This window comes from Paenibacillus sp. FSL R5-0914, from assembly GCF_038004525.1.
Lineage (GTDB): Bacteria > Bacillota > Bacilli > Paenibacillales > Paenibacillaceae > Paenibacillus_AQ.
In genome coordinates, this window is sequence record NZ_JBBORH010000001.1 from 1531569 (window position 1) to 1545140 (window position 13572).

The 13572-nt window shown below is 46.3% G+C and carries 8 protein-coding genes, 1 tRNA gene and 2 rRNA genes; all 11 read left to right on the forward strand.

From position 1 onward, the window contains the following. The first annotated feature begins 72 nt into the window (after positions 1-72). The 11 genes from MKX60_RS06545 to pssA all read left to right on the forward strand — a co-directional run bounded on the left by MKX60_RS06545 (position 73) and on the right by pssA (position 13495). Positions 73-148: transfer RNA gene (locus MKX60_RS06545), tRNA-Ala, on the forward strand. 181 nt (positions 149-329) lie between these two features. Beyond that, positions 330-3258, forward strand: a 23S ribosomal RNA gene (locus tag MKX60_RS06550). Between the two features lie 74 nt (positions 3259-3332). Next, positions 3333-3449: ribosomal RNA gene (gene rrf / locus MKX60_RS06555) — 5S ribosomal RNA — on the forward strand. Between the two features lie 420 nt (positions 3450-3869). Next, positions 3870-5042: a GNAT family N-acetyltransferase gene (locus MKX60_RS06560; protein ID WP_341059377.1), complete on the forward strand. Its 1173-nt coding sequence runs from the start codon at positions 3870-3872 to the stop codon at positions 5040-5042. A gap of 386 nt (positions 5043-5428) precedes the next feature. Beyond that, positions 5429-5890, forward strand: a complete 462-nt coding sequence (locus MKX60_RS06565) for a CtsR family transcriptional regulator (RefSeq protein WP_042131251.1) — start codon at positions 5429-5431, stop codon at positions 5888-5890. A gap of 30 nt (positions 5891-5920) precedes the next feature. Beyond that, complete coding sequence (locus MKX60_RS06570; protein ID WP_042192214.1) at positions 5921-6445, forward strand: UvrB/UvrC motif-containing protein; 525 nt, start codon at positions 5921-5923, stop codon at positions 6443-6445. 28 nt (positions 6446-6473) lie between these two features. Further along, positions 6474-7538, forward strand: a complete 1065-nt coding sequence (locus MKX60_RS06575; RefSeq protein ID WP_042192210.1) for a protein arginine kinase — start codon at positions 6474-6476, stop codon at positions 7536-7538. 35 nt (positions 7539-7573) lie between these two features. Then, a complete protein-coding gene (gene clpC, locus MKX60_RS06580) occupies positions 7574-10042 on the forward strand; it encodes an ATP-dependent protease ATP-binding subunit ClpC (protein ID WP_076286859.1) in 2469 nt (822 codons plus the stop codon). 192 nt (positions 10043-10234) lie between these two features. After that, positions 10235-11602: a DNA repair protein RadA gene (radA, locus tag MKX60_RS06585; RefSeq protein ID WP_042131247.1), complete on the forward strand. Its 1368-nt coding sequence runs from the start codon at positions 10235-10237 to the stop codon at positions 11600-11602. A 14-nt stretch (positions 11603-11616) separates the two neighbouring features. Next, positions 11617-12693 carry a DNA integrity scanning diadenylate cyclase DisA gene (gene disA, locus MKX60_RS06590; protein WP_042131246.1) on the forward strand — a complete coding sequence of 359 codons (1077 nt, stop codon included), beginning with the start codon at positions 11617-11619 and terminating at the stop codon, positions 12691-12693. 64 nt (positions 12694-12757) lie between these two features. Beyond that, a complete protein-coding gene (gene pssA, locus MKX60_RS06595; protein ID WP_042192208.1) occupies positions 12758-13495 on the forward strand; it encodes a CDP-diacylglycerol--serine O-phosphatidyltransferase in 738 nt (245 codons plus the stop codon). Positions 13496-13572 lie beyond the last annotated feature (77 nt).

Sequence of the window (13572 nt, forward strand, 5' to 3'; positions counted from 1 at the left end):
CATTCAAATCGGAAGTTAAACTTCCAAAATCATTTAACGCGTATCCATTTGTTCGGTTTTGATGGAATTTGCGGGGCCATAGCTCAGCTGGGAGAGCGCCTGCCTTGCAAGCAGGAGGTCAGCGGTTCGATCCCGCTTGGCTCCACCAACAAACTTCATCTTTTTGTTATGTCTAGAATATTTTTAAACTTGATCCTTGAAAACTGGATACCGAAACGAATTTGCGTTTTAGAACATCTTTTAGCTAAAACTTGTGTAAACAAGTACGTTAGTTATTAGCTGGAAGCGAAGATTTTCAATTGTGCGAACAAGCGAAACATCGGAGCGAAGGTTAAGCTAATAAGAGCACACGGAGGATGCCTAGGCGCCAGGAGCCGACGAAGGACGTGGCGAACAACGAAACTGCCTCGGGGAGCTGTAAGCAAGCTTTGATCCGGGGGTGTCCGAATGGGGAAACCCAGCTGTGGTAATTCGCAGTTACTCATCTCTGAACACATAGGAGATGTAGAGGCAGACCAGGGGAACTGAAACATCTAAGTACCCTGAGGAAGAGAAAACAATAGTGATTCCGTCAGTAGCGGCGAGCGAACGCGGAACAGCCTAAACCTAAGAGCTTGCTCTTAGGGGTTGTGGGACGTCTCACATGGAGTTACAAAGGAATATGGTAGGTGAAGAGGTCTGGAAAGGCCCGCGATAGAGGTAAAAGCCCTGTAACCTAAACTGTGTTCTCTCCGAGACGGATCCCGAGTAGTGCGGGGCACGTGAAACCCCGTATGAATCCAGCAGGACCATCTGCTAAGGCTAAATACTACCTGGCGACCGATAGTGAAACAGTACCGTGAGGGAAAGGTGAAAAGCACCCCGGAAGGGGAGTGAAATAGAACCTGAAACCGTGTGCTTACAAAAAGTCAGAGCCCTATTTATGGGTGATGGCGTGCCTTTTGTAGAATGAACCGGCGAGTTACGTTTAACATGCAAGGTTAAGTCGAGAAGACGGAGCCGCAGCGAAAGCGAGTCTGAATAGGGCGATTTAGTATGTGGACGTAGACCCGAAACCGTGTGATCTACCCCTGTCCAGGGTGAAGGTGCGGTAACACGCACTGGAGGCCCGAACCCACGCATGTTGAAAAATGCGGGGATGAGGTGGGGGTAGCGGAGAAATTCCAATCGAACTCGGAGATAGCTGGTTCTCCCCGAAATAGCTTTAGGGCTAGCCTCGGTATAAGAGTAGTGGAGGTAGAGCACTGATTGGGTGCGGGGTCCGCAAGGATTACCAAGCTCAGTCAAACTCCGAATGCCATATACTTATTGCCGGGAGTCAGACAGTGAGTGCTAAGATCCATTGTCAAAAGGGAAACAGCCCAGACCATCAGCTAAGGTCCCCAAGTGTGTGTTAAGTGGGAAAGGATGTGGAGTTGCACAGACAACCAGGATGTTGGCTTAGAAGCAGCCACCATTGAAAGAGTGCGTAATAGCTCACTGGTCGAGTGACTCTGCGCCGAAAATGTAACGGGGCTAAACACACCACCGAAGCTATGGCTAGATACGTATGTATCTGGGGTAGGGGAGCGTTGTATGTGGGTTGAAGGTGTACCGTAAGGAGCGCTGGACAGCATACAAGTGAGAATGCCGGTATGAGTAACGAAAAGATCAGTGAGAATCTGATCCGCCGAAAGCCCAAGGTTTCCTGAGGAAGGCTCGTCCGCTCAGGGTAAGTCGGGACCTAAGGCGAGGCCGAAAGGCGTAGTCGAAGGACAACAGTTTGAAATTACTGTACCACCGTAATCCGCTATGAGCGATGGGGTGACGCAGGAGGGTAGTGACGCGGACTGATGGATATGTCCGTCTAAGCAGTGAGGCTGATGTGTAGGCAAATCCGCACATCGTTAAGGCTGGGCTGTGATGGGGAGCGAAAATTACAGTAGCGAAGGTCATGATCTCACACTGCCAAGAAAAGCCTCTAGCCAGGAGAAGGTGCCCGTACCGCAAACCGACACAGGTAGGCGAGAAGAGAATTCTAAGGCGCGCGGAAGAACTCTCGTTAAGGAACTCGGCAAAATGACCCCGTAACTTCGGGAGAAGGGGTGCCCCGGTAGTGTGAATAGCACGAGGGGGCCGCAGTGAAAAGGCCCAAGCGACTGTTTAGCAAAAACACAGGTCTGTGCGAAGCCGCAAGGCGAAGTATACGGGCTGACGCCTGCCCGGTGCTGGAAGGTTAAGGGGAGTGGTTAGGGGTAACCCGAAGCTATGAACCGAAGCCCCAGTAAACGGCGGCCGTAACTATAACGGTCCTAAGGTAGCGAAATTCCTTGTCAGGTAAATTCTGACCCGCACGAATGGCGTAACGACTTGGGCGCTGTCTCAACGAGAGATCCGGTGAAATTTTAATACCTGTGAAGATGCAGGTTACCCGCGACAAGACGGAAAGACCCCATGGAGCTTTACTGCAGCTTGATATTGAATTTGGGTACGATCTGTACAGGATAGGTGGGAGCCGTAGAAATCGGAGCGCAAGCTTCGGTGGAGGCGCCGTTGGGATACCACCCTGATCGTATCTAGGTTCTAACCTAGTACCCTAATCGGGTACGGGGACCGTGTCAGGCGGGCAGTTTGACTGGGGCGGTCGCCTCCTAAAGAGTAACGGAGGCGTTCCAAGGTTCCCTCAGAATGGTTGGAAATCATTCGAAGAGTGCAAAGGCATAAGGGAGCTTGACTGCGAGACCTACAAGTCGAGCAGGGACGAAAGTCGGACTTAGTGATCCGGTGGTACCGCATGGAAGGGCCATCGCTCAACGGATAAAAGCTACCCTGGGGATAACAGGCTTATCTCCCCCAAGAGTCCACATCGACGGGGAGGTTTGGCACCTCGATGTCGGCTCATCGCATCCTGGGGCTGAAGTAGGTCCCAAGGGTTGGGCTGTTCGCCCATTAAAGCGGTACGCGAGCTGGGTTCAGAACGTCGTGAGACAGTTCGGTCCCTATCTGTCGTGGGCGCAGGAAATTTGAGAGGAGCTGTCCTTAGTACGAGAGGACCGGGATGGACGTACCGCTGGTGCACCAGTTGTTCCGCCAGGAGCATGGCTGGGTAGCTACGTACGGACGGGATAAGCGCTGAAAGCATCTAAGCGTGAAGCCCCCCTCAAGATGAGATTTCCCAATTAGTAAGACCCCTTGAAGACGACGAGGTAGATAGGTTGGAGGTGGAAGTGCAGTAATGCATGGAGCTGACCAATACTAATCGGTCGAGGGCTTATCCTATACTTAGAACGCAAATTCAATTCGGATTCAGTTTTCAGGCGATTAAGCCTGAGCATTTACGCTGTAAATGCCCGTTTGGTGGCGATAGCGGAGGGGTTCCACGCGTACCCATCCCGAACACGACCGTTAAGCCCTCCAGCGCCGATGGTACTTGGACCGAAGGGTCCTGGGAGAGTAGGACGTTGCCAAGCACAATTAGACCACTGTTGAGTAATCGACAGTGGCTTTTTTGCGTTTATTATAGACTGTGGAAAACTTGTGGATAAACTTTTGAATTTTCAGAAAAGTTACGCACATGTGGATAGATGATTGAAGGAGAAATAATCCCTAAATAGTGTGGATTAAATACATATTTATATGGATCTGTCAACAGAAAACCTAAGTAGTACACGGGTTGCTGTGGATATAGCCGGGATTATGTGGATAGAGCTATTGATAAGTGGATAACTATTTTAACTTGGATGTGACAAGATTTCAAGACTATTTTTAAAACTGCATAGAGCTGTGGATAACTAAAAATAAAGTTATAAATAATGCAATAGATTAGCGTACAATTGACGCTCTTGTTATACTTATCCTAAAAGTAATTTTATAAAGGATGAGGTGAGTTTGTGGTAATTAGACAGTTACGTTCAGAAGAATTCGATGCAAGCATGAACTTGTCAGAATATGCTTTTCAGTACAAGCTTCCTAGTGAAAAAAGAGCAAGTGCTAAGGAAAGATTCAAGCCTGAACAGGTATGGGGTGCTTTTGAGGACGGAACATTGGAAGCTAAATTGACGATTATTCCTTTCCAAGTCTACATACAGGGCAGAGTGGTACCTATGGGTGGTATAGCAGGAGTGGCTACATGGCCAGAGAACCGCAGACAAGGACATGTGGCAAATCTTTTGTCTCATGCACTGCATACGATGAATGAGGCAGGTCAAACGCTCTCTTTTCTACACCCGTTCTTGATTCCGTTTTATCGTAAATTTGGCTGGGAGGTTTATTGTGAATATAAGAAATACTCTATTCCAGTAGCGAAGTTTCCCAAAAAGGTTGAAGTTGAGGGCAAGGTTAAACGGGACATCAAAGATATTGAAGTATTGGATAGCCTATACAATCGATTCGCTGTCAGTTATAACGGGACACTTAAGCGCGATTTGGATTGGTGGGAGAACTCTGTTCTAGATGATGAAGGAAAGAGTGCAGTATTTTACTCCAAGAGTGGTGAACCAGAGGGATACGTGCTGTATAAGGTAGAGAACAGAGAACTGGTCATTGATGAATTTGTTTTTTTGAATGAACAAGCTCGGCAGGGGCTGTGGACATTTCTTGCGAACCATGATTCGATGGTGACCGGTGCATCCTTAAAGCTAGTGCCTTCGGATGACATGTTACCTTTCTTGCTGCCAGATCCACGTATAGGACAAGAGAATTATCCTTATTTTATGGGGCGGATTGTTAATGCCAAGTCATTCATTGAAACTTACACCTTCAGAGGAAACAGTAGTCAAATGAAGCAGCTTATATATATCGAAGATAAGTATGCACCTTGGAATGATGGGTTATGGGCATGGAATATCTCTAATGAGGGCTCGGCTACTTTGATTCGAGTGGAAGGGGAACGGGCGGAAGCAGACTTGAGCTGTGATATAGGCACTTTGACAGCCTTGATGCTTGGATACAAACGACCAACAGAGATGGCTCGTTATGGAAGTGTCTCTGGCCACGCAGCAGCACTGGAATGGTTTGAAGAAATTATTCCACAAGCACAGACAGCTTTATTTGATCATTTTTAAAAATATAAGAAAGTATAAGTTTCATGCTATACATTATCCTTATATTTCTCGTATAAACGCTTATCGCCCTAATAAGGATACCGAAGGCGTTTATACTTGACAAAAATTAGGCTCTCCCCTTCGAAAGAAGTTGGGAGAGTTCTTTATTTCCGAATACATTCGCTGAAAAAAGTGAAAAATAAGAGAATCCACTTGGAATTAGCACAGAATATGTTATAATATTAAAAAGTCAAAGAAAGTCAAAGTCAACGAAGCATATTGACAGCGATCCGATCCTCTGAACACGTGGGATTATCCACAAATGTTTAAGTTCAATTAAAGACCATTGTCATTATGAATGCAAGTTGCAATCGGTATTATAAGATTTAAGCACTGGAGGATGAGTGATGCGCAATATCTCTGATATTATCGAACAATATCTGAAGAATATTTTGCATGAAAGTCCCGAAGGTACGGTGGAAATCCAGCGAAATGACCTGGCGGACCAGTTCTCATGCGTACCGTCACAGATCAATTATGTCATCAGTACACGCTTTACTCTAGAAAAAGGTTATGTGGTGGAAAGTAAGCGTGGTGGCGGGGGATATATTCGTATTCAACGTTTTGAATTACCGCCTAACGTGGCACTGCATGCCCATTTAAACCATACTATAGGTGGCGGGATTGATCAGAACGCTGCTGAAGGGCTGATTTATCAGCTGGAGGAAGCTGGTTTTCTAAGTAAGCGTGAAGCGTGCCTTATGCGCGCTGCTGTTTCTCGGGAATGCCTAACGGTTAAGATTCCATACCGGGATGAGATTCGTGCCAAGATTATGAAGGCGATGTTAATCTCTTTGTTAGGCAAATAATTGTCAACCATAAGGGAGGGGCTTTCGCTTATGCAATGCCAGGAATGTGGCGTCAAGCCGGCAACACTCCACTTCACTAAGATCGTGAATGGAGAGAAGACGGAGTTTCATATCTGCGAGAGCTGTGCACGGGAGAAGGGTGAACTCATTCCCGGAACGGCTGGAGGATTCTCCATCCACAGTCTGCTCTCAGGTCTGCTTGATCTTGAAGGTGCCGGCAAGGAGAAGTCGGCTGCAACGAAGACAACGCAGAGTCTGCAATGTGAGAATTGTGGGATGACGTACTCCCAGTTTAGCAAATTAGGCCGTTTTGGCTGTAGCTCCTGTTATGAATATTTTAACAGCGCACTGGACCCGCTTTTTAAGCGAGTGCATGGCAGTACTTCACATGTAGGTAAGATTCCGAAACGTGCAGGAGCTCAGATTGTGTTTAGACGCCAAATTGATGAACTCAAGCAGGAATTACAGCAAAGTATTACACAAGAAGAATTCGAGAAAGCAGCGGAGCTGCGAGATCAGATTCGTAAACTTGAAAAAGAAATAGCACAAGAGTAAAGTCTTTGATATATAGGGGGGATATGACATGTCAAGTCTCCGATTTACTGAACAAGCGCTTAGTGATTGGATGCGTTCTGGAGGTAGTCATTCCGAGATTGTAATTAGCAGTCGTATGCGTATTGCCCGTAATCTAGAGCATCTTCCGTTCCCAATGCTGGCTTCCTTAGAGCAATCGGAAGAAGTATTAGAGCTACTGGCTCCTGTGTTTCATGAGGAAGCAGCTGCAGATTTCGGATCTTTTCAACTCCTAAAGCTTGATGAAGTGAATGAACTGGACAAAAAGGTACTGGTTGAGAAGCATCTAATCAGTCCTAACTTGGCTAATGATTCGCGCAGTGCGGCTGTCTTATTAAATGAAGATGAGTCGGTCAGCATCATGATTAACGAAGAGGACCATCTGCGAATCCAGTGTCTGTTTCCTGGTCTTCAGGTTAGAGAAGCATGGGATCGTGCGACGGCGATCGATGATATATTCGAGGCAGCTGTCAATTACGCTTTTGATGATAAAAGAGGATATTTGACTAGTTGTCCCACCAATGTTGGTACTGGGCTTCGTGCCTCGGTAATGCTGCATCTACCAGCGCTTGTAATGACTCATCAGATCAATCGCATATTGTCTGCAGTAAACCAAGTGGGATTGACTGTAAGAGGAATTTACGGTGAGGGTAGCGAAGCAGTAGGGAACATCTTTCAAATTTCTAATCAGATCACTCTCGGTCAAACGGAAAGTGAAATTATAGAGAACCTTCACAGTGTAGTTACCCAGATTATTGAGCATGAGCGAAATGCACGTGAACGGTTGCTTGTTGATTCCGCCCTGAGAATAACAGACCGAGTGAAACGTTCTTACGGAATTTTATGTTATGCAGCTCTTATGGAGCTTAAAGAATCCGCTCAACGCCTGTCTGATGTGAGACTTGGGGTTGACCTTGGCATTCTGGAAGGTCTTTCGATTTCAGTGCTTAATGAACTTAACGTTAAGACACAGCCAGGATTTCTGCAAAAGATGTTCGGCGATGAGCTGAACGCTACTGAACGAGATATGTATCGGGCAAAACTGCTCCGAGAGACACTGGGAACACAACATTAATATAGATATTTATTATTCATGGAGGTGCAGGAGATATGATGTTTGGAAGATTTACGGAACGCGCACAAAAAGTGCTAGCGCTGGCGCAGGAAGAAGCTGTTCGTTTAGGACACAACAATATTGGTACAGAACATATTTTGCTCGGACTTATTCGTGAAGGAGACGGCATTGCTGCTAAGGCATTAATAGCTTTAGGGCTAGGTCTTGAAAAAATCCAGGACGAAGTGGAGACACTGATTGGCAGAGGTCAAGAACAGCCTACGAACATTGCTTATACTCCTCGCGCTAAAAAAGTGATTGAGCTGTCGATGGACGAAGCCCGCAAATTGGGTCATACGTATGTTGGCACTGAGCATATTTTGCTTGGACTTATCCGTGAAGGGGAAGGTGTCGCGGCTCGTGTGCTTAATAACCTCGGCATCAGCTTGAACAAAGCTCGTCAACAAGTTCTTCAGCTCCTAGGAAGCAGCGAGGCTGCCTCTAGTCATAGCGGGACTCCGGCTAACGTCAGCACACCGACCCTAGATGGTCTTGCGCGCGATTTGACCGCCTATGCTAAGGAGGGCAATCTAGATCCAGTTATCGGCCGTAGTAAAGAAATTGAACGTGTTATTCAGGTACTGAGTCGCCGGACTAAGAATAACCCGGTACTGATCGGTGAACCTGGTGTTGGTAAAACAGCTATCGCTGAAGGACTTGCACAAAAGATTATCAATAATGAAATCCCAGAAACACTTCGCGACAAACGCGTCATGACGCTCGACATGGGCTCAGTAGTGGCTGGAACAAAATATCGCGGTGAGTTTGAAGACCGCCTCAAGAAAATTATGGATGAGATTCGCCAAGCAGGTAATATCGTGCTCTTTATCGATGAGCTTCATACGCTAATCGGTGCTGGTGGCGCGGAAGGTGCGATTGACGCATCTAACATTCTGAAACCGGCGTTAGCCCGTGGAGAACTTCAGTGCATTGGTGCGACTACGCTTGACGAATATCGTAAATATATTGAAAAAGATGCAGCATTGGAGCGTCGTTTCCAACCGATTACGGTGGATCAACCTTCTCCAGAGGAAGCGGTCCAAATTCTTTTCGGACTTCGCGATCGTTATGAAGCGCATCACCGTGTGAAGATTACGGATGAAGCTATAGTGGAAGCAGTGAAGTTGTCCGACCGTTACATCCCGGACCGTTTCCTGCCAGATAAAGCGATTGACCTTATCGATGAAGCAGGATCTAAAGTAAGGCTTCACTCTTACACCATCCCGCCAAATCTGAAGGAACTTGAGATGCGCTTGGATGATATCCGTAAGGAGAAGGATTCCGCAGTGCAGAGTCAAGAGTTTGAAAAAGCGGCAGCCTTGCGTGATACAGAGCAAAAAATCCGTGAAGAGCTTGATACGACTAAGAATCAATGGAAAGAAAAACAGGGTCGCACGGATTCAGAGGTTACACCTGAAGACATCGCACAGGTTGTAGCTAGCTGGACGGGTATACCTGTAAGCAAGCTGAAGGAAGAGGAGACCGACCGTCTACTTAACATGGAGGCTTTACTGCATGAACGAGTGATCGGTCAGGACGAAGCTGTTAAGGCAGTTAGCCGGGCACTACGCCGTGCGCGTGCGGGTCTTAAAGATCCGAAACGTCCAATGGGTTCCTTTATCTTCCTCGGTCCTACTGGTGTAGGTAAAACTGAGTTGGCTCGTGCATTGGCTGAAGCCATGTTCGGCGATGAGAATGCGGTCATTCGTATTGATATGTCGGAATACATGGAGAAGCACTCCACGTCCCGCTTAGTAGGAGCCCCTCCTGGATATGTTGGCTATGAAGAAGGTGGCCAATTAACTGAGAAGGTACGCCGTAAACCTTATTCTGTAGTGCTGCTTGATGAAATTGAAAAAGCGCACCCAGAAGTATTCAATATTCTGCTGCAAGTTCTTGAAGACGGTCGTTTGACTGACTCTAAAGGACGGGTAGTCGATTTCCGTAATACATTAATTATTCTGACTTCTAACGTAGGCGCACAAGCGATCAAGAAGAATTCGACACTTGGATTCACAGCTGTGCAAGATGCTGGAGCAGAATACGGTAATATGAAGGGCAAGGTTATGGAAGAGCTTAAGAAGAGCTTCCGTCCTGAGTTCTTGAACCGGATTGACGAAATCATCGTCTTCCATTCCCTCGATGAGAAGCATATTGCTGAAATCGTTACGTTGATGTCTGATGAGTTGCGCAAGCGGCTGCGTGAATATGATGTTGATTTCGTACTCACGGATGCGGCGAAGGCTTTCCTGGCTAAGGAAGGTTACGACCCAGCCTTTGGTGCACGTCCATTGCGTCGTGCGATTCAGAAGCATATTGAAGACCGTCTTTCCGAGGAATTGTTGAGAGGAAATATCCAAAAGGGTGATTCGCTCAACATTGATGAAGTTGGCGGAGAACTTGTAGTGAATAAAGTGAATGCTCCTGTAGCGCCATTGCTTGAAAAAGAAGTAGAATCCGAATAAAAAAACGGAATAAAAAAAGCTTCCGCTCCTCAGTTTATAGAGGGGCGGAAGCTTTTTTAATATAAATTTATCACTTAAAAATATACATTTAGTACAAATTCCGAATGACCTTTCGTTAAAGGGGCAGAAATGGTAAACTTTCATTAGAAGAAAATATCCGCAATTTAAAAGTTCGGACCGTAAGGAGAACAAATGGCTAAACCAAAAACTAAATTTTTTTGCACCGATTGTGGATACGAATCGCCAAAATGGTTCGGAAAATGTCCCGGGTGCCAAGCTTGGAACTCCATGGTGGAGGAAACGGAAAGCGTAGTCAAAACACAGGGAATGAATGCCCCTATTTTTCATAGTAAAGAAAAGGCACAATCGATCATAAGTATAGAAAGTGACAAGGAACCGCGCATACTGACAGGTATAGGTGAGCTTAACCGTGTTCTCGGTGGGGGGATCGTACCAGGATCGCTGGTACTAGTAGGGGGAGACCCAGGAATCGGTAAATCTACGCTCTTATTACAGACGTCGCATGCTCTGACAACTCAGGGATTGCGAGTGCTGTATATTTCGGGCGAAGAATCGGTAAGGCAAACTAAACTACGTGCGGATCGCCTCGGTGCGTTGTCAGCTGAGCTATATGTACTATGTGAGACGAATATGGAAAGCATAGAAGAAGCGATTGAACAAATTCAGCCGCAATTTCTTGTTATCGATTCGATTCAGACTGTATTTATGCCAGAAGTAACTAGTGCGCCAGGCAGTGTGACCCAGGTTCGGGAATGTACGACAAGATTTATGCGTATCGCTAAGATTCGGGGAATTGCTACAGTTCTCGTTGGGCATGTCACCAAGGAAGGCGCTATTGCAGGCCCACGGATGCTTGAACATATGGTGGATTGTGTGCTGTATTTTGAGGGAGAGCGGCATCATACGTATAGACTCCTGCGGGCTGTAAAGAACCGCTTCGGTTCAACGAATGAAATCGGCATTTTCGAAATGGGTGAAGTGGGTCTAACAGAAGTAGAAAATCCATCGGAGCTCTTCTTATCGGAGCGTCCACTCGGCGTAGCCGGATCTACAGTTGTGGCTAGTATGGAAGGGACTAGACCGGTGCTTGTTGAGCTTCAGGCTCTTATCGCTGCCACTCATTTCCCCTCCCCACGCCGGGTGTGCACAGGTATGGATCACCAGCGGATGGCACTCATTATCGCTGTACTTGAGAAGCGGATGGGCATGTTCCTGCAAAATCAGGATGCATACCTTAATGTTGCTGGAGGCGTGAAGCTGGATGAACCGGCGATTGATTTAGCAGTAGCTGTTAGTATCGCTTCCAGCTTTCGTGATATTTCAACAAAACCTTACGATGTTTTCTTCGGTGAAGTAGGACTTACAGGTGAAGTAAGAGGTGTTTCACGCGCGGAAATGCGTGTGAAGGAGGCCGCGAAGCTAGGCTTCCGGCGGGTGATCATGCCAGAGAAAAGTTTGAAGGGCTGGAAGCACCCGCAAGATATCCAGATTATTGGCGTCAGTACCGTAGCAGATGCACTATCGGTCGCGTTAGATTAGGGGGCACAGGGATTATGAAAGAATATAACCAATTAGAGAATATGAATGATCTGCTCAGACTGGCGGCACCGGGGACACCCTTTCGGGAAGGTCTTGAGAATGTGCTGCGCGCTAAGACGGGAGCACTAATCGTCGTTGGGTATAGTCCTGAGGTGATGGAGGTAGTGGATGGAGGATTCTCCATTAACTGCGATTTTTCGCCCAATTATTTATATGAGCTCGCCAAAATGGACGGTGCCATTATTCTTAGTGAGGATTTGAAACGAATTTTGTATGCAAATACACAGCTAATTCCGGATTCGTCCATCTCTTCAATCGAGACAGGCATTCGTCACCGGACCGCCGAGCGCGTAGCGAAGCAAACAGGTAAACTGGTTGTTTCTATTTCACAGCGCCGCAATATCATTACCCTGTATCAAGGTTCCATTCGGTATGCGTTAAAAGAAATCGGAGCTATTTTGGCTAAAGCTAATCAAGCGATTCAGACCCTCGAAAAGTACAAAGCGGTTCTTACACAAGGACTGACGAATTTGTCTGCTTCGGAGTATGAGGGAATCGTAACCGTAGCTGAAGTGGTCGGAGTGATTCAGCGGGTAGAGATGGTTCTACGCATAAAAATGGAGATCAAACGATATATAAATGAACTAGGCAATGAAGGACGCTTAATCAGCATGCAGATGGAAGAACTGGTTGGAAATACAGAGGAAGAAGCATGGCTCCTATACAGAGACTATGCTAAGGAAGAGCAAGAAGATAAAATTCGTGAAATTATTGCCGGTCTCAAACGTATTAGTGATGATGACCTAATGGATGACAACCATATTGCTCGATTGCTGGGCTACTCTTCTACGGCAATTTCTTCCGAAGAGGTGGTTACTCCGCGTGGATATCGTCTGCTCAACAAGATTCCGCGGCTTCCAAATGTGATCATTCATAATCTGGTGGAGCGGTTTGAAATGCTGCCTAATTTGATGTCTGCAAGCATAGCTGAACTGGATGAAGTGGACGGAATTGGGGAGGTGCGGGCTCGTAATATTCAGGATGGGCTCAAACGTTTACAGAAGCAAGTTCTTATTGACAGGCAAATGTAAATAACATACAATCACGTAATATTGGAGCTGTTTAAGGCCAATGTGAGAAAATTGAGGTGAAGGAATGATACAAAAATCAATTCCGAGTCTTTTTACCATAGGTAACTTGATGCTCGGAATGTTTGGTATCATGATGGCGTTTGACGGTAAAGTTAGCATGGCCGCTATCATGGTTATTATTGCTATGCTGTTAGACGGATTGGATGGCCGAGTTGCTCGTGCACTTAAATGTGAGAGTGAATTTGGTAAGGAACTGGACTCTTTGTCTGATGTCGTTTCTTTTGGAGTAGCACCGGCTGTTATTATGTACGTCTCAAGCCTGCATGATTTAAATTCTGCATTAGCCTGGACAGTAACTGCAATTTTCCCGGTGTTTGGTGCATTGCGCCTAGCTCGCTTTAATGTTCATCCAGGAGTTCCTGGTTATTTCATCGGATTGCCAATTCCTGCTGCTGGTGGTGTACTTGCCACATTAGCTCTTTTTAATAAAGATGTTTCTGCTCCATTTATGATCGTGGCTACATTGCTCTTATCATATTTGATGGTCAGCACTGTTAAATATCCTAATTTTAAGAAGGTTGGATTACCTAAAAAAGTGGTTGTCGGAGCGCCAGTAGTCATTGTTGTTGCCGTGGCTGTTGCTGTTGTGTTCCCTGAACAAATTGCTAAGCTAATCTTCGTCTTACTTGGGATTTACGCGTTATATGGTTTTAAACAAAACATCGATCGATTGACAGCCAGACGCCGTCACCGTCGTAGAAGACGTTCTGAAGATAAAGTGTATCACTCGAAGAACGGTTAAAGCAGTCTTGTAGTAAGGTTGAACTAATATAATTATAGCTAGAGGCTTTGTCGTCCTTAGGGGATGGCAAAGCCTTT